The 16959-nt window shown below is 65.3% G+C and carries 19 protein-coding genes; 5 read left to right on the top strand and 14 right to left on the bottom strand.

Features of this window, described 5'->3' with window-relative positions:
• Window positions 1-51: 51 nt before the first annotated feature.
• The 4 genes from LI72_RS07020 to LI72_RS07035 all read right to left on the bottom strand — a co-directional run bounded on the left by LI72_RS07020 (window position 52) and on the right by LI72_RS07035 (window position 3682).
• Complete coding sequence (locus LI72_RS07020) at window positions 52-1176, bottom strand: sterol desaturase family protein (protein WP_052129576.1); 1125 nt, start codon at window positions 1174-1176, stop codon at window positions 52-54.
• Between the two features lie 205 nt (window positions 1177-1381).
• On the bottom strand, window positions 1382-1807 hold the full coding sequence (locus LI72_RS07025; protein WP_033925020.1) for a hypothetical protein: 426 nt from the start codon (window positions 1805-1807) through the stop codon (window positions 1382-1384).
• Window positions 1808-1919: 112 nt separating this feature from the next.
• Entirely contained in the window at window positions 1920-3116 is a 1197-nt protein-coding gene (locus tag LI72_RS07030; protein ID WP_033925021.1) for an exo-beta-N-acetylmuramidase NamZ family protein, read from the bottom strand.
• Window positions 3117-3154: 38 nt separating this feature from the next.
• Complete coding sequence (locus LI72_RS07035; RefSeq protein WP_033925022.1) at window positions 3155-3682, bottom strand: DOMON-like domain-containing protein; 528 nt, start codon at window positions 3680-3682, stop codon at window positions 3155-3157.
• Window positions 3683-3879: 197 nt separating this feature from the next.
• On the opposite strand from LI72_RS07035, the gene LI72_RS07040 reads away from it, so the two are divergent.
• Window positions 3880-4821, top strand: coding sequence for a fatty acid desaturase family protein (locus tag LI72_RS07040; RefSeq protein ID WP_033925023.1), 942 nt, complete (start codon window positions 3880-3882; stop codon window positions 4819-4821).
• A 9-nt stretch (window positions 4822-4830) separates the two neighbouring features.
• On the opposite strand, the gene LI72_RS07045 is transcribed toward LI72_RS07040, so the two are convergent.
• From LI72_RS07045 to LI72_RS07055, 3 genes are all read right to left on the bottom strand, one after another.
• Entirely contained in the window at window positions 4831-5400 is a 570-nt protein-coding gene (locus LI72_RS07045) for a type 1 glutamine amidotransferase domain-containing protein (RefSeq protein ID WP_033925024.1), read from the bottom strand.
• 73 nt (window positions 5401-5473) lie between these two features.
• A complete protein-coding gene (locus tag LI72_RS07050) occupies window positions 5474-6454 on the bottom strand; it encodes a magnesium and cobalt transport protein CorA (protein WP_033925025.1) in 981 nt (326 codons plus the stop codon).
• The gene (locus LI72_RS07055) at window positions 6451-8001 is read right to left on the bottom strand and encodes a lysine--tRNA ligase (RefSeq protein WP_033925415.1); all 1551 of its coding nucleotides are present in this window, start codon (window positions 7999-8001) and stop codon (window positions 6451-6453) included. Before LI72_RS07055 ends, LI72_RS07050 begins: the two co-directional genes overlap by 4 nt.
• Window positions 8002-8066: 65 nt before the next feature.
• On the opposite strand from LI72_RS07055, the gene LI72_RS07060 reads away from it, so the two are divergent.
• The 3 genes from LI72_RS07060 to LI72_RS07070 are packed head-to-tail and all read left to right on the top strand — an operon-like array spanning window position 8067 to window position 11913.
• Complete coding sequence (locus LI72_RS07060) at window positions 8067-10835, top strand: ATP-dependent DNA helicase (protein ID WP_033925026.1); 2769 nt, start codon at window positions 8067-8069, stop codon at window positions 10833-10835.
• The gene (locus tag LI72_RS07065) at window positions 10832-11377 is read left to right on the top strand and encodes a SixA phosphatase family protein (RefSeq protein ID WP_033925027.1); all 546 of its coding nucleotides are present in this window, start codon (window positions 10832-10834) and stop codon (window positions 11375-11377) included. The genes LI72_RS07060 and LI72_RS07065 overlap by 4 nt, the downstream gene beginning before the upstream one ends.
• A gap of 5 nt (window positions 11378-11382) precedes the next feature.
• A complete protein-coding gene (locus tag LI72_RS07070) occupies window positions 11383-11913 on the top strand; it encodes a GNAT family N-acetyltransferase (RefSeq protein WP_033925028.1) in 531 nt (176 codons plus the stop codon).
• A 9-nt stretch (window positions 11914-11922) separates the two neighbouring features.
• On the opposite strand, the gene LI72_RS07075 is transcribed toward LI72_RS07070, so the two are convergent.
• The 5 genes from LI72_RS07075 to rpmF all read right to left on the bottom strand — a co-directional run bounded on the left by LI72_RS07075 (window position 11923) and on the right by rpmF (window position 14991).
• Window positions 11923-12294 (bottom strand): MerR family transcriptional regulator, encoded by a 372-nt coding sequence (locus LI72_RS07075; RefSeq protein WP_231562389.1) that lies wholly within the window; start codon window positions 12292-12294, stop codon window positions 11923-11925.
• Complete coding sequence (locus tag LI72_RS07080; protein ID WP_033925029.1) at window positions 12287-12586, bottom strand: integration host factor subunit alpha; 300 nt, start codon at window positions 12584-12586, stop codon at window positions 12287-12289. The genes LI72_RS07075 and LI72_RS07080 overlap by 8 nt, the downstream gene beginning before the upstream one ends.
• A gap of 119 nt (window positions 12587-12705) precedes the next feature.
• The gene (locus LI72_RS07085; RefSeq protein ID WP_033925030.1) at window positions 12706-13698 is read right to left on the bottom strand and encodes a beta-ketoacyl-ACP synthase III; all 993 of its coding nucleotides are present in this window, start codon (window positions 13696-13698) and stop codon (window positions 12706-12708) included.
• Window positions 13695-14765 carry a phosphate acyltransferase PlsX gene (plsX, locus tag LI72_RS07090; RefSeq protein WP_033925031.1) on the bottom strand — a complete coding sequence of 357 codons (1071 nt, stop codon included), beginning with the start codon at window positions 14763-14765 and terminating at the stop codon, window positions 13695-13697. The genes LI72_RS07085 and plsX overlap by 4 nt, the downstream gene beginning before the upstream one ends.
• 49 nt (window positions 14766-14814) lie before the next feature.
• Complete coding sequence (gene rpmF / locus LI72_RS07095; protein ID WP_033925032.1) at window positions 14815-14991, bottom strand: 50S ribosomal protein L32; 177 nt, start codon at window positions 14989-14991, stop codon at window positions 14815-14817.
• A gap of 222 nt (window positions 14992-15213) precedes the next feature.
• Between rpmF and LI72_RS07100 the strand changes: the two genes are divergently transcribed.
• Complete coding sequence (locus LI72_RS07100; protein ID WP_033925033.1) at window positions 15214-15612, top strand: MAPEG family protein; 399 nt, start codon at window positions 15214-15216, stop codon at window positions 15610-15612.
• A 242-nt stretch (window positions 15613-15854) separates the two neighbouring features.
• On the opposite strand, the gene LI72_RS07105 is transcribed toward LI72_RS07100, so the two are convergent.
• On the bottom strand, window positions 15855-16532 hold the full coding sequence (locus LI72_RS07105) for an MBL fold metallo-hydrolase (protein WP_033925034.1): 678 nt from the start codon (window positions 16530-16532) through the stop codon (window positions 15855-15857).
• Window positions 16533-16569: 37 nt separating this feature from the next.
• Window positions 16570-16953: a helix-turn-helix domain-containing protein gene (locus LI72_RS07110; protein ID WP_033925035.1), complete on the bottom strand. Its 384-nt coding sequence runs from the start codon at window positions 16951-16953 to the stop codon at window positions 16570-16572.
• Window positions 16954-16959 lie beyond the last annotated feature (6 nt).

Here is a 16959-nt window from a genome sequence, read left to right on the forward strand (position 1 = left end):
CGAACGGGTGCCCGGCATCCGCCCGCTTCGACCCCCGCCCCTTTTCGCATGCTAGCGGCGCAGCGGCCAGAGCAGCTGCCGCGCATAGCCTTCGGGCACCTCCAACCCCTCGACCCCATAGCCGCTGGGCCAGTGATCGGCCGGCATATGTTCGGTCCCGAACCAGCGGTCGATCATCGGCAAATGGACGGCGAAATTGGTGTCACGCGCTTCGGGCTCGATTGCGTGGTGCCAGTGGTGAAAGCGCGGCATCGCGATCCAGCGTTCGATCCACGCCCTGCGCGGCGCAAAATTGGCGTGGATGAACACCGCGTGCAGCGAGACGAAGCCGAGATAGGCGTAGACCGCGACCTCATCGAAGCCCAGCATCACGATCGGCAGCAGCACCAGGCCGCGCGTGGCGACGACATCGACCAGATGCAGCCGCGATCCGGCGATCCAGTCCATCGTCGTCACCGAATGGTGGACGCGGTGGAAGCGCCACAGCCAGGGCACGGCATGAAACGCGCGGTGGACGGCATATTGCGCAAGGTCCGCGACCAGCACGATCGCGGCGAACTGCACGACCAGCGGCAACATCCCGACCCAGGCCTGCACCGGTGCGATCGCCAGCGCCTGGCCGACCTGCGTCGCCGGGATCAGCACCAGCAGCGACATCAGCTGGACAAACGCGTGGCTCATGAAGAAATAGCTCGCATCGGTCAGCCAGCCGCGCCGGAACGGACCCTGCTCGCGGCGCAGCGCAAACGCGCGCTCGAGCGGCACGAACAGCGCTGCGGTGGTCAGCACGCCGAGCACGAACCAGTCGAGCCCGACATAGACCGTGCTCGCCGGCGCGTCGGGGATTGCCACCCCGCCCGCGCCCAGCGCCAGCGCGGCTCCCGCCAGCGCCAGACCCGCCAGCCCCAGCGCCTTCTTGCGCCGCAGCAGCATCGACAGCGCTGCCAGCAGCAGCGTGGCAAAGATCGCCGCATCAATGGCCGTGCGCACAAGCCCCAGCGGATAGCGTCCGCGCAGCTCGGGCAACGTCAGCCAATGGGGAAAGTGCAGACACAATACCGCGGCCACGCTCAGCAACCCCAGCACCACGGCGAGCACGCCGCTCACCCACCCGCTGCCAAAACGGCGCGGGGCCCGGTCTGCAAAGATGCGGTTCAGCCATTGCTCTGCGGTCATGGGGGCGCAGGATGGCAGCGATTGGCGAACATATGGTTATGGCGATGGATCGACCCGCGCGGGCATTCTTGGCCCCCATCCAGCCAGTGGTTCGGCAGACTCAGGCCGCCACCGCCAGCCTCACCCCCAAAAGCCAATAGTTATGAGCCCCACCAATAGCGGGCCCAAAACCCCGATAGCCCTTCCAGGCCTTAACAAGCAGCGATCAGGCCACCCGCCTGTCGGGGTTGGCCGAACCGGGTCCGGACATGGCATCCTGATCGTCACTCGCCATAAGCCATGCCTCGGCGTCCTCGATCGAGTTGAAATATTGCGCATGGCGGTTGGCGGATGCGCGCAGCAGTTGCATCCGCGCCAGCGACAGCGCCACCACAAATGCCAGCTTGCGCGAATGGTAGCGCGGATCGGCCATCACCGCGCCAAAGGTCTTGACGATATCCTGCTGCTGGATCTTCATGTCGCGCACATTGACCAGCGTGACATGCTGATTGGGAGCGCAGGTCAGCTGTTGATGGGCAGCGTTGCGCGCGGCCACATAGCGCTCGACATCTGCCGGCTCAAAGAACCCGGCAAGGTAATGCCGGACGACATTGCGCACCGGATCGACGTCGACTCTGTAGTTGGCATCCATGCGAAAGGTTTAGCCGGAGTTGGTAAAAATGCGGTAAGCGCAGCCTTTGCATGACCGCACACCGCGTGGCCCAAAACCGCGGGCCGTCACCCTCTCCGCGTGGGAGCGCGCGTCAATAGAGCCACAGCGCGCGCACCGCATCCCAGGCCGCTTCGTCAGTCTGGGTCAGCGCATCGAGATCGGCGGGGGTTGCGGCGGCATCATCCACCCATTCGCGCAGCGCCGGTCCGCCGTTGATCACATCGATGGCCAGCTTGCCGAGTTCATACTCATAGGGAAAATCGCGCCACAGCGGATAGTCCGGGTAGAGAGTGCGGATCGCCTTGAAGGCGAGCGCCTGCACGCGCCAGGGACGGAAGGCGGGGTGATCGTAGAAAGCGCCCTCGGCGTGGATATGGACGCCGTGGCAGAGCTGGCCGACATGCTTGTGGAAGGTCGGCTCGAACCAGATCTCGCGCAAGGCGCAGCCTGTGAGCCAGTGCGGTGCAATCTCGCGCATCTTCGCGATGACATCGCGCGCGTTGATATCCGGCGCGCCGAAAATCTCGAGCGGGCGCGTCGTCCCCCGGCCCTCGCTCAAGGTCGTACCTTCGAGCATCACCGTGCCGGCATAGGCGCGCGCCATGGCGAGGTTGGGAGCATTCGGGCTGGGGTTGATCCAGATGCGGCTCTCGGGCCAGCCAAAGCCGGGGGCGGCATCGGGCTGCCAGCCCTGCATCTCGATCACCCGGTAATCGACGTCGAGATTGTAGTGCTGGATGAACCAGTGCCCCATCTCGCCCAAAGTCAGCCCGTGGCGCATCGGCATCAGGCCTGCGCCGACGAAGCTTTCCCAGCCCCCGCGCAGCGTCAGCCCTTCGACCGGGCGTCCGGCGGGGTTGGGACGATCGAGCACCCACACCGACTTGCCGTCCCTGGCCGCAGCCTCGAGCATATACAGCAAGGTCGTGACGAAGGTGTAGATGCGGCAGCCCAGATCCTGCAGGTCAATGAGCACGACATCGAACGTGCTCATCATCTGCCCCGTCGGGCGGCGGACCTCGCCATAGAGGCTGAACACCGGGATGCCGTGGACCGGATCGGTAAAGTCCGGGCTTTCGACCATATTGTCCTGCTTGTCGCCGCGCAGGCCATGCTGCGGGCCGAATGCGGCGGTGAGCGTGATATCGTCCAGCGCGACCAGGGCATCGAGCGAATGCACGAGGCCTGCGGTCACCGATGCCGGGTGCGCGACCAGGGCGACACGCTTGCCATGCAGGGCCTTGCGCAGATCAGGCTCTGCCAGAAGACGATCGATACCGAACTGCATGAACCACCCGCACGCTGCTGAAAAAGGATGCGGGTTCTTTACCCCAGCCGCGCGGCAAAACAATCCGCGTGGTGAAAATCAGGTTTGCCGGAGGGATGGGCCAGCGACCAGAACGATTTGGACCCATCGCGCGCCTCGATCACCGCCGTCACCGCGAGCCGCCACGGCGCGGGGCCGATCAGGTCTTTCAGGCCCGCCAGATCAAGCCTCACGCGCCAATGGCCGAATTCGACCGGTTCGATCACCGGTGCCGCCGCCAGCGCCAGATCGCGCATCCCGGCCCGATAGTCATCGAATGCGTAAGCCGCCCAGGCGCCCGACGGGGCAAGGTTGAACTCGGCATAAGTGGGGCTGCTGGCCGATGCGATGAACGCCTCGAAGCATGTGTGCCGCCACAGGCCATCGGTCCGGCCTTGCGCTGCAGCGGGCCAGGCGATGTGACCTTCGGGGTCGGTGACGTGATAGGCGATGGTGAGCGTCGTTTCCCGGGATACAGACCATTCGACCGACAGGGCGACGCCATCGGATGCTGCGAAATCGGCATGCGGATGGAGACGCTGCAACATGCTCTCAGTTCTTGCGCACGACCACGGGCCATTCAACCTTTTTCGCCACCCCCGCGAAGGCGGGTGGCCCGCTGTCTTTGTCGATTGGCGCATAAGCGGGATTCCCGCATTCGCGGGAATGACGAGGTTGGCGTGCTGAACGAGCGATGCTAGACTGACGCAAACGTAAAGCGCTTAATGCGCATCGGGAGAGTGACATGGCGCTGGTCAAGGCCGCCAATCCGGCACAGATATTCGGCCGCGATGCGTTTCGCGAGCTGACCGCCGTGTCGCGCTGGAAGGGTCTGGCGCTGGTTGCGCATGCCTGGGCTGTCATCATCGCGCTCGCCTGGGGCGCGGCGTATCTCGGCACCTGGTGGGCGTGGATCGTCGCGGTCGTGCTGATCGGCGGGCGGCAGCTGGGCCTGGCGATCCTGATGCACGAGGGCGCGCATGGCCTGCTGCACCCCAACCGCGCCATCAACAACTGGGTGGGGCAATGGGCGGCCGGAGTGCCCATGGGCACCGACCTCCACGCCTATCGCACCTATCACCTCACGCATCACCGCTATACGCAGCAGCCCGAAGACCCGGACCTGTCGCTCTCCGCGCCCTTTCCCACCACGCGTGCCAGCCTGATGCGCAAGGTGTTCCGCGACCTCACCGGCCAGACGTTTCTGAAGCAACGCGGCGCGCAGCTGGCGATGGCGTTGAAGGGCTTCGGTCCGGGCGCGAAGGAGCAGAACCTGTTCATCGGCAAGGTGACACTGCGGTTTCTGGCAGCGCAGGTCGTGCTGCTGGCGCTGTCGTTCGCCACGGGTCTGGGCCCGCTGCCCTATCTGGTCTGGCTGATATCGCTGGCGACGACGTTCCAGCTGTACCTGCGTATCCGCAATATTGCCGAACATGCCTGCACCGCCACGGGATGCGAAGACCCCTTCACCCACGCGCGCACAACTTACGCGAACCTGCTGGAGCGCGCGACGGTGGCGCCCTACTGGGTGAACTTCCACAGCGAGCACCACCTGTTCATGGGCGTGCCCTGCTACAATCTGCCGCGCGCGCACCGGATGCTGGTCGATGCCGGTCATTCGGGACGGATGACCATTGCGCCGGGCTATGCCTATGTCATGCGGCAGGTCATCAGACCCGCCGCATGATGTCCTGGATCAGACAGTCTCGGAGCGCGCGTCGGCTATTTCGCTGACCATCCTGGCGATCGCCTCGCCGAACGCGGGCAGATCGTCGGGGTTGCGGCTGGTGATCAGGTTGCCGTCCACGGCCACTTCCTGGTCGACATAGTTCGCACCCGCGTTCTTCAGGTCGGTGCGGATCGAGGTGTAGCAGGTCAGCGTCTTGCCTTCGACCAGGCCCGCTTCGATCAGCAGCCAGGGGGCGTGACAGACCGCGGCGATCGGCTTGCCGGCGGCGGCAAAGGCCTTGATCAGCGCCATCGCGGTGTCATCGGCGCGCAGCAGATCGGGGTTGATCTGGCCGCCGGGCAGCACCAACGCGTCGTAATCTTCGGCCTTGGCGCCATCGAGCGGCGCATCGACCGACACGCTCTGACCCCAGTCATCACCCTTCCAGCCGCGAATTTCGCCGCTCTCGGGCGAAACGATCGTGACCTTCGCGCCTGCGGCCTTGAGGTCGTCGCGCGGCTGGATCAGTTCGGATTGTTCGAAGCCGTGCGTTGCCAGAATGCAGATGCTGCGGCCGGTCAGGTCGGGAAGTGCCATGGGGAATCTCCTTGATGGGGGGTTTCCCTCTCCTACGGCCCCGGCGCGTCCGCGTTCCCCGATCAGCCGCGCGTCACAACCATTTCGCCCATTTGAAGCGCACGTACAGCCCGATGCAGACCGTCGCCATCACGCCGACGATCAGGAAATAGCCATAGCGCCAAGTCAGCTCGGGCATGAACTTGAAGTTCATGCCGTAGATGCCCGCGATCGCGGTGGGCACCGCGAGGATCGCCGCCCAGGCCGCGAGCTGGCGGGTGATCACGCCCTGGCGCTGCTGCTCGAGCAGGCCGCTGGTCTCGATCACCGATGTCAGCGTGTCGCGCAGACCGGCGACGCGGTAATCGGCGCGGCGGACATGATCGTGCAGATCGCGGAAATAGGGCTGCGTATCGTGATCGATCTGCGGCAGCTCGAGATGCAGGCAGCGGCTGGCGACATCCTGCATCGGACCCAGCACGCGTTGCAGCCGGAACAGGTCGCGGCGCAGCGAAAACAGCTGCGCGGTCTCCTCGCGATCCAGAAACGCGTCGAGCGCGCGGTCCTCCATCGCCAGCACCTTGTCTTCCAGCGCATCGATCACATCGAGATAGCCGTCGACGATGAAATCGAGAATGGCATGCAGCACGAAATCCGCACCGCGCGCCAGCAGCCGCGGGGTCGCCTCAAGCTGCTGCCGCACCGCCTTGTGATCGCGCAGCGACCCGTGCCGCACGGTCACGATGAACTGACGCCCCATGAACACGGCGGTGTTGCCATAGGTGATCGCGGTGTTGCTCTCGCTCTCATCAAGATGGACGGTGCGCGCGACCGCGAACAGATGCTCGCCATACGGTTCGATCTTGGGGAGATGCCGCCGGTCGAGCGCGTCCTCCACCGCCAGCGGATGCAGGCCCAGCTGCGACTGGATCGGCATCAGCTCGTCGGCGCTGGGCTCGTGCAGGCCGATCCACAGCAAATCTGCAGGGTCGTCGAGTGGCGGCAGCGGCTGTGCCAGATCGATATCGCGCACCCGCTCCCCATCGCGGTAGAGGCGGGCGGCGATGACCGTCATGCCAGGGCTTCGGCAATCAGCTTGCGGGTGTTGGCGATGCCGTACAGCGCGATGAAGCTGCCCATGCGCGGGCCCTGCTCACTGCCCAGAAGCGTCTCGTACAGCGCCTTGAACCAGTCGCGAAGATTGCCGAAGCCATAAGCCTCGTCCTTGCCGATGGCATAGACGATGTTCTGGATATCCTCGGCGCTCGCATCGTCGGGGAGTGCGGCGAGCTCTGCTTCGAGCGTCTGCAATGCTGCGACCTCGCTGCCGACCGGCGCACGCCGCTTGAGCGTCGGCGCGATGAAATCACGCCCATAGTTGACCGCATTGGCGATCAGGCCGTCGAGCTCGGGATGCGTTTCGGGCATCACACCGGGGGCGTATTTCTGGACGAAGCCCCAGACCAGATCCTTGTCGTCCATCCCCGGCAGGCTGACGACGTTGAGCAGCAGGCCAAAGCTCACCGGCGGACTGCCTTCGGGGACGTCGCCTGCGTGAATATGGTGCGCGGGGTTGCCCAGCCGCTTGTCCTCGTCCTGCGCATGCCAGTTGTCGCGGAACTGGAAATACTCGTCGACCGCGCGCGGCACCACCGCCAGGCTCAGCTGCTTGGCCGCCTTGGGCTCGCGGAAGATGTAGAACGCGAGGCTGTTCTCGCTGCCATAGCGCAGCCACTCGTCGATCGACAGGCCATTGCCCTTGGACTTCGAGATTTTCTCGCCCTTCTCGTCGAGGAACATCTCGTAGATCATGCCTTCGGGCTTCTGCCCGCCCAGCACGCGCGCGATCTTGCCCGACTGCACGCCGCTGTCGGTCAGGTCCTTGCCGTACATCTCGTAATCGACGCCCAGCGCCACCCAGCGCATCGCCCAGTCGACCTTCCACTGCAGCTTGGCACCGCCGCCGAGGATCGACTGCTCGATGATTTCGCACTCGTCCGTGAAGCGCACGATTCCCGCCTCGGCATCGACCACCTCGACCGGGACCTGCAGCACCACGCCCGACTTTGCGCTGATCGGCATCACCGGCGAATAGGTCGCGGCGCGTTCGGCGCGCAGCGTCGGCAGCATGATGTCGAGGATCGCCTGATAGTTGCGCAGCACGCCGCGCAGCGCCTCGTCGAAGGCGCCGCTCTGATAGCGCTCGGTCGAGGAGACGAATTCGTAATCGAAGCCGAACTGATCGAGGAACGCGCGCAGCATGGCGTTGTTATGGTGCGCGAAGCTTTCGAACTTGCCGAACGGGTCGGGAATCTGCGTCAGCGGCTTGCCCAGATGCGTGCGCAGCATGTCCGGGTTGGGCACGTTGTCGGGCACCTTGCGCAGGCCGTCCATGTCGTCGCTGAACGCGACCAGCCGCGTCGGCGCGCCGCCGGTCAGCGTCTCGTAGGCGCGGCGGACGAGCGTCGTGCGGAACACCTCCTGGAACGTGCCGATATGCGGCAGGCCCGAGGGGCCATAGCCGGTTTCGAAAAGCATCGGGCCTGCGCTTTCGGGCTTGCCGCCGGGATGGCGTTTCAGCAGCTTGCGGGCTTCCTCGAAGGGCCAGGCCTTGGATCGCATTGCTGCCTCGCGATACGCGCTCACGTGTGTTTCCTTTTCGTTCCGATGCCGCCATAAGGGGCACAATGTCCGCTTCCCTAAACTTTCCAGCCCTGCATGCAAGCCATAGCGCGATCTGGTTTGCGCGTCCCGGCGAGCCTGCAGTGCGCATCTCCAAGGGCGATGCCATCGGCCGCGCCGCCGAGACCCCGCTGATCCTGCTGAACGCCCCCCTGCTGGCGCAGCGGCTGGGCTATCCCGAGCTGTCGGGCCTCGATCTGCTCGAGATGTTCGCCTTCGTCCATCCCGCGCAATTCATGGTGCCGACGCCGATGGGGCTGGCGCGGGCGCTGAAGCTGTCCCTGCCAAAGCTTGACGGGGAGCGCGAAAGCGACCCCCTCCCCGATTCCGCGATCCCCGCGCTGCTGCACGCTGCTGCCGAGGCGCTGGTCGCCACGCTGGAAAAGACCGACTGGCCGCAGCGCGAAGGCGCATGGTCCTCGCTTCAGGCACTCGCCAAATTGCGCTGGCCCTGGGCGGGTGTCGCCTCAAAGCACCTGCAGATGCCCGACAAGGCCGAACGCTGGCTGTTCTCGCGACTGCCCGAATGGGAGGAGCAGCCGCCCCGGCCGCAGCCGCGCCAGATCACGCTCGAAGAGAACGAGGCCGAAGCGCAGCTCGAGGCGCTGACCGGTGTCGGCGCGGAGCGGCGCGAAGGCCAGCGCCAGTTCGCGCGCACCGCCAGCCACATCTTCGCCCCGCGCGAACGGCGGCAGGAGCCGCACATGCTGCTCGCCGAAGCCGGAACCGGGATCGGCAAGACTTTGGGCTATCTCGCGCCCGCCTCGCTCTGGTCGCATGGCGCCGGCGGCACGGTGTGGATTTCGACCTATACCAAGGCACTGCAACGCCAGCTGTCGCGCGAGACCGAACGGATCTACGGCAGCGAGGCGGCGTTCCGCAAACGCGTGGTGATCCGCAAGGGGCGCGAGAATTACCTGTGCCTGCTCAACCTCGAAGACGCGCTGCAGGGCGGTTTCCAGAACCGCGCGGCGGTGCTGGCACAGCTGGTCGCGCGCTGGGCGGCCTATACCCGCGATGGCGACATGATCGGCGGCGATCTGCCCGGCTGGCTGACCACCCTGTTCCGGCGCGCGGGCGTCACCGCGCTCACCGACCGGCGCGGCGAATGCGTCTATGCCGGCTGCCCGCATTATCGCAAATGCTTCATCGAGCATGCCACGCGGTCGAGCCAGAATGCCGATCTGGTGATCGCCAACCATGCGCTGGTGATGGTCAACGCCGCGCGTGCGCGCGAACAGCAGGGCCGCCCGACGCGGATCATCTTCGACGAAGGCCATCACCTGCACGATGCCGCCGATTCGATGTTCGCGGTGGCGCTGACCGGCCAGGAAACGGTCGAGATGCGCCGCTGGATCATGGGACCCGAAGGCAAGTCGCGCGGCCGCAGGCGCGGACTTGCCGCGCGCCTCTCCGACGTTGCCTCGTATGACGAGCTCGGCGGCCGCGCGATCGAGGCGGCACGCATCGCCGCCGAAGCCTTGCCGGGCGAAGGCTGGCTGGCGCGCATCCGCGAGGGCACGGCTTCGGGCGAGATCGAGCAGCTGCTCGCCGCGATCCGCGGCACCGTCTATGCGCGCGATGAGAGCGGCGCGGAGGATGCAGGCTATGGGCTCGAGACCGAGCTTGCCGAGCTCGACGGCCCGCTGATCGCCGCAGCGCTCGACGCCGCACGCGCGATCGATGCGCTGCACGGACCTTTGGTGGCGCTGGGCCGCCGGCTCGAGGCGCTGATCGAGGACGGCCCCGATTGGCTCGACGGCCCGGCCCGCGCCCGGATCGAAGGCGCTTTGGCCTCACTCGGCTGGCGGATCGACCTGCTCGCTGCCTGGGCATCGCTGCTGGGGCGCATCGGCGGCCCGACCGATCCCGATTTCGTCGACTGGCTGGCGCTCGACCGGTTCGAGGGCCGCGAATATGACATGGGGCTGCACCGCCGCTGGCTCGATCCGGGCAAGCCGCTCGCCGAGGCGGTGATCAAGCCCGCGCATGGCGTGCTGGTCACCTCCGCCACGCTCAAGGCCGGCGCCGACTGGGCCCCTGCCCTCACGCGCTCTGGTGCCATTCATCTGGAAAAGCCGCCCGAGCTGTTCGAGGCGCGCAGTCCGTTCGATTATGCCAACCAGGCCGAGGTGCTGATCGTCACCGATGTGAAGCGCGGCGACATGGCCGGGCTCGCGGGCGCCTACGGCCGTCTGATCGAGGCGGCAGGCGGCGGCGCGCTCGGGCTGTTCACCGCGATCCGGCGGCTGCGCAGCGTGCATGGCCGCATCGCCGACCGGCTCGCGCAATCGGGGCTGCCGCTGTACGCACAGCATGTCGATCCGATGGAGACCGGCACGCTGGTCGACATTTTCCGCGATGATCCGCGCGCGTCATTGCTCGGCACCGATTCCTTGCGCGATGGCGTCGATGTTCCCGGTGATTCGCTGCGGCTGGTGATCATGGAGGGCGTACCCTGGCCCAAGCCCGACATATTGCACCGCGCGCGCCGCGCAGCGGGTGGCGGCACGCAATATGATGACATGATCATCCGCGCGCGGCTGGCGCAGGCCTTCGGGCGGCTGATCCGCCGCGCCGATGATCGCGGTCGCTTCGTGATGCTGTCGTCCGCCTTTCCCTCGCGGCTGCTGTCGGCCTTTCCCGAAGGAACCCCGGTGCGCCGGGTCACGCTTTCCGAAGCTTTACAAGCGGTGCAATCTGGCGTTTCTGCGCAACCGAACGAGGGCGCGCGAATCGATCCTGTGACGGGATCCGGGGGAGAGATGCTATGAAGAGGCTGACCTTGCTGCGGCACGCCAAATCGGACTGGCTTGACCGCTCATTGCGCGATTTCGACCGCCCGCTGAACGCGCGCGGCATGCGCGGCGCCAAGGCGATGGGGCTGTATGCGGCCGAAAAGAAGATGGTGTTCGACGCCGTCGTCGCCTCGCCCGCGGTCCGCGTCACCGAGACGATCGACCATTTCGAGACCGCCTTCGGCCACACGCTCAACCCCGATTGGGACCGCCGCATCTATCTTGCCTCATCGGTCACCTTGATCGATGTGCTGCGCGGCGTGTCCGACGATGCCGGCCATGTGCTGATGGTCGGCCACAATCCGGGGCTGGAAGATCTGGTGTTCGATCTCGTCCCCAATGACGGCTCCAGCCCGCTGCGCGATGTGGTGGAAGAGAAGTTCCCGACCGCGGCGCTCGCCACGCTCGATCTTGCGATCGACCATTGGGCCGAGCTCGACAACAACAAGGCGCAGCTGGTCGAACTGATCCGCCCGCGCGATCTTGACCCTGATCTCGGGCCGCAGGACGACGACTGAGCGCAATGCCTGCTGCCCTGCCTGAGACGATCCTGCGCCGCGCCGGACCCGAAGACGCGCCCAAGCTGGCGCTGCTGGGTGCTGCCACCTTTCTGACCGCCTTTGCGTCCGATCATCCCGGCGAGGCGCTGGTCGATCACTGCACGATCGAGCATGGCGTCGCGCGCTATGCCGACTGGCTGGTGAAGCCCGACTATGCCTTCTGGCTGATCGAAACCCCGCTGGGTGCGCCCATCGGCTACGCGATGCTGTGCCTGCCCGAGCTCGACATCGCCCCTGATGCAGGCGCGCTCGAACTCAAGCGCATCTATGCGCTGCCCGGCTGGCAGGGCGCAGGGCTGGGCCAGACATTGATGGAAGCGGTGATCGAGGAGGCCCGCGCCCGGGGAGCCCCGTCGCTGTATCTGTGCGTCTACACGGTCAATGTGGCAGCCCAGCGCTTCTATGCGCGCTTCGGCTTCGAGAAGGTGGGGCAGCAGCAGTTCATGACCGGCAATGTGCCGTTTACCGACTGGATTTTGCGCAAGCCTTTGTAACGCGAAGGCTCAGGCGGCCGCCAGCGCCGCAGCCAGCGAATCGCGAATCTTGCGCAGGGCTGCGATATCGACCGCAGGCTTGGTCGAGACAGCCGGTGCCGGAGCGAGTGCCGCAGGCGCTGCGGCCTTGCCTGCCAGGAACTGCCGCGCACCGCGCACGGTAAAGCCCTCGCGATTGAGCAGCCGGTCGATGGTGCGCAAGGTCTCGACATCCTCCGCGCGATAGTAACGCCGGCCCCCGGCGCGCTTGAGCGGCGTCACGGTCTCGAACTGCGCTTCCCAATAGCGCAGGATATGCGGCTTGACGCCCAGCTCCGCCGACACCTCGCCGATGGTGCGCATCGCGCCCTCGGCCTTGGCGGAGACGGTCTGTTCAGTCACTCGCCATGATCCTTTCCTTCATGATCTGGCTGGCGCGGAAGGTGAGCACGCGGCGCGGCGTGATCGGCACTTCGACCCCGGTCTTGGGGTTGCGGCCGACGCGTTCACCCTTGTCGCGCAGCAGGAAGGTGCCGAAGCCGGAGATCTTGACATTCTCGCCGCGCTCGAGCGCGTCGGTCATGTGGTTGAGCACCAGTTCCACCATCTGCGCCGCATCCGCGCGCGAGAGGCCCACCTGATGATTGATCGTGTCGGCCAGATCCGCCCTTGTCAAAGTCCCCACCGAACGCATCGCCCCGTCTCCTCAACCCGCTAGGCTTCGAAAACTAGCCCATAAACGGGGCAATGGCAAATGCCAGCCGAGTAAAAACAGTGCGAATTGAGCGTATTGCGCGGCAAAATTACGCGAAGTTAATAGCGGACCACCGCCGCACCCCAGGTCAACCCGCCACCCATCGCTTCCAGCACCAGAAGATCGCCGCGCTTGATTCTGCCATCCCGCACCGCCGTATCCAGCGCGAGCGGTACCGAGGCGGCCGATGTGTTGGCGTGCTGGTCGACTGTGATCACGACTTTCTGCGGCGGCAGACCCAGCTTGCGCGCGGTCGCATCGAGGATGCGCGCATTGGCCTGATGCGGCACGACCCAGTCGATATCGGCGCTGGTGAGGCCCAGCGGCTTCATCACCTGCTCCATCACTTCGGCCAGGTTGACGACCGCGTGGCGGAACACCTCGCGTCCCTTCATCCGCACCTTGCCGACCGTGCCGGTGGTCGAAGGACCGCCATCGACATAGAGCAGATCATAGTGACGCCCATCGGCGTGCAGCTGCGTCGCGAGGATCCCGCGCGGTGCCGCATCGCTTTCGGCCGCGGTTTCGAGCCCCAGCACGACTGCGCCCGCGCCATCGCCGAACAGCACGCAGGTGCCGCGATCTTCCCAATCGAGAATGCGGGTGAAGGTCTCAGCACCGATCACCAGAGCGCGCTTGCCCATGCCGGTGCGCAGCATGCTGTCCGCGACGCTCAGCGCGTAGAGAAAGCCGGAGCACACTGCCGCGACATCGAACGCGATGCCGCCGGTCATGCCGATCGCGGCCTGAACCTTGGTGGCGGTGGCGGGAAAGGTGTTGTCGGGCGTGGCGGTCGCCAGCACGATCAGGTCGATGTCAGAGCCTGCGAGCCCCGCCGCATCAAGCGCGGCGCGCGCGGCATCGATCGCCAGCGTCGAGGTCGTTTCGTCGGGCCCGGCGATATGGCGAAACTTGATCCCGGTGCGCTCGGTGATCCATTCGTCCGAGGTATCCACCGTTTCCGACAGTTCGGCATTGGAAACCCGGCGCGCCGGCAAGGCCGATCCCGTGCCCAGGATGACACTGCGTTCGACCGGTGCGTGATTGCTCATTTGGGTGATTCGCCCGATCCGTTGGAGGCAACGCCGTTGCTGGCGATCGCGCTGGTGTCGAAATCCTTCAGCACATCGCCGATGCGCAGGGTGATATTGTCTTCCACCAGCCGCGCGGCGACTTCCACCGCATTGGCCACGCCCTTGATGCTGGCCGAACCGTGGCTTTTGACGACCACGCCGTTGAGGCCCAGGAACACCGCGCCATTGTGGTTGTTGGGGTCGAGATGGTGGCGCAGCAGGTCGGTCGCCGGGCGCGAGATCAGGAAGCCGATCTTGGAGCGGAGCGAGGACTGGAAGCTGCGCTTGAGCAGATCGGTGACGAAGCGCGCGGTGCCTTCGAGCGCCTTCAACGCGATATTGCCGGAAAAGCCATCGGTGACGACGACATCGACATCGCCGCGCGAAATCTTGTCCGCCTCGGTAAAGCCCTGGAAATCCATCGGCAGATGTGTGGCGGCGCGCAGGGCGGCAGCGGCGTCGCGCAGCGCATCGGTGCCCTTGGAATCCTCGGTCCCGATGTTGAGCAGGCGCGTGCGCGGCTTTTCAAAGCCAAAGATGATCTGCGAATAGACCGCGCCCATCACCGCGAACTGCACCAGGTTGCGCGCATCGCATTCGGTGTTGGCGCCCAGATCCAGCATCACCAGGTCTGTCTCTTCGAGCGTGGGCAGCAGGGCTGCGAGCGCGGGCCGGTCGATGCCCGGCATGGTGCGCAGCGCCAGTTTGGCCATCGCCATCAGCGCGCCGGTGTTGCCGGCGCTGACCGCAGCACTGCAATCGCCCGATTTGACCGCCTGAATGGCGAGACCCATCGACGAATTCTTGGATTTGCGGATCGCCTGGCTGGGCTTGTCCTCGCCCCGCACCACCTCATCGGTGTGCAGGATCTCGGATGCGGCGCGCAGATTGGGGTGACGGTCCAGGCCAGCCTTGATCTGCTTTTCGTCGCCGACCAGCAGAAAGGTAAAGCGCTCATGGCGGTGGCGGGCTTCCGCCGCACCACCCAGCATGACGCGCACGCCTTCATCACCGCCCATCGCATCAATCGCGATCCGCGGCTTCATCGGCACCGGTTAATCCCCCTGAAAAAGTGCAAAGGCCGTCTGATCTGAATCAGGCGACTGCAAGCACCTCGCGGCCGTTGTAATGGCCACATGCGCCGCAAACATGGTGCGGGCGCTTCAGTTCACCACAGTTCGAGCATTCGCTGAACGCGTCGATGGTCAGCGAATCGTGGCTGCGACGCATGCCGCGCTTCGAGGGTGAGGTTTTTCTTTTAGGAACAGCCATGGCAGGATCTGCTTACCTTATTTGCTTGTCTATCAATGCGATATTGCCATGTTTTCCGTAGCGGGCGCGTTTTGCGCAGCCAGCCGGTGGAGCAACAAAGCCCGTTCGCGTGCGAAGGCGGGGCTATAGCGAAAATCTCGTGCGTTGCAAGCATTGTCGCGCTAGGTCCGCCGCAGAATGTGCCGCTTTTCTCGCGCGGCATCACTTGAGGGGACGACCAGCATGAACCTGCCGCTGACACTGACCATGGCCGCTGCCGCCGGATTGATCAACATCTGGCTTGCCATCCGCATCGGCCAGGTGCGCACCAGCCAGAAGGTGAGCGTGGGCGATGGCGGCAACGAATTCGTCATCCGCCGCATGCGCGCGCAGGCGAACTTCGTCGAGTTCACCCCCTTTGTGCTGATCCTGATCGGCGCGCTGGAGTGCTCAGGCTATGCGGCGACCTGGCTGTGGGTGGTGGGCGTGGTCTACATGATCGGGCGTCTGGCCCATGGCCTCGGCATGGATGGCGGCGCGTTCGGCATCGGCCGCACGCTCGGCACGATCACCACGCTGCTGACGCTGCTCGGGCTTTCCGGCTATGCGGCCTATGTCGCGAGCGTGCTGCCGGTCGCGTGAGCGATTTCCCCTCCCGCATATCAAAACGCCTCTCTCTTGATGGGAGAGGTCCCTCAATTCGCCTCTCCCTTGATGGGAGAGGCAGCGAGACTTGGCAGCTTGCTGCCTAGTCGCAGCGGTGAGGGTGATGGTGCAGCTGGGTGATTCTTGTCGACTATCGCACCGATAGAACAATCCGGAGATATCACCCCCACCCAACCCTCCCCCATCGAGGGGGAGGGCTTTTGGCCGAGGCAGAAACTCTAAGCCAGCACGTGATCGGCGACGAAGCCGTTGCGCTGACGCTCGAAGCCGAAATTGCTGGTCGGCCCGTGGCCCGGCACGAACACCGTGTCGTTGCCCAGCGGCCAGAGCTTCTGCGTGATCGAATCGATCAGGTCCTGATGATTGCCGCGCGGAAAATCGGTTCGGCCGATCGATCCCTGGAAGATCACGTCGCCCACGATCGCCAGCTTCGACGGCGCGTGGTGGAACACGATATGGCCCGGCGTGTGGCCCGGGCAGTGGATGACATCGAGCACCAGATTGCCGACGGTGACGGTGTCGCCATCCTTGAGCCACCGATCAGGTTCGAACACCGCGCCTGCGATCCCGTAATTGCGGCCATCGTCGTCGAGCCGCGAGATCCAGAAGCGGTCTTCCTCATGCGGCCCCTCGATCGTGAGGCCCAGCTCCTTCGCCAGCGTGCCCGTCTCGCCGCAATGGTCGATATGACCATGGGTCACCAGCAGCTTCTCCAGCGTGACCCCCGCCTGCGCGACGGCGGCCTTGAGCTTGGGCAGATCGCCGCCCGGATCGACAAGCGCGCCCTTCATCGTCTCAGTGCACCACATGAGCGTGCAGTTCTGCTGCAGCGGCGTCACCGGAATGATCGCGGCACGAAGCGGCGGCTGGGCGGGATTGGCAGGTGTGTCGGTCATGCCAAGCTATGTGGCAAGGATGGCGGGTGGGTGCAAGTCAGTCATCTTCGATCGACCAGAGCGGCGCATCAAGAGCAGTTGCGATGGCCCGACGCAGCTTTGCAGCCCCGCGCGCAGCGCCGGATTCGATCTTGCTCAGCCAGACCTGGCTGCAGCCCGCTTTTTCCGCCAGATCCGTCTGCGACATGCCGCGATATCTGCGCCATGCGGCAATCGGGCTCATCTCGTCATTGATCATGAACGCGACAACTTCGCCAGGAACGCCCTGCTCTCCCTGGCGAATTCGCTCCAATTGCACACGCGCAGCAACTACGTCCTCCGCGTCATCGGCAAGATCGCGTAACCGCTCGAATTCGGCCGCAGTGAGAACGACCATCTTTGTCCCATCGGGCGCGATAAAGTGTTGCGGTTCGTAACCCATTAGCTG

This window comes from Sphingomonas sp. 35-24ZXX (assembly GCF_000786215.1).
GTDB lineage: Bacteria > Pseudomonadota > Alphaproteobacteria > Sphingomonadales > Sphingomonadaceae > Blastomonas.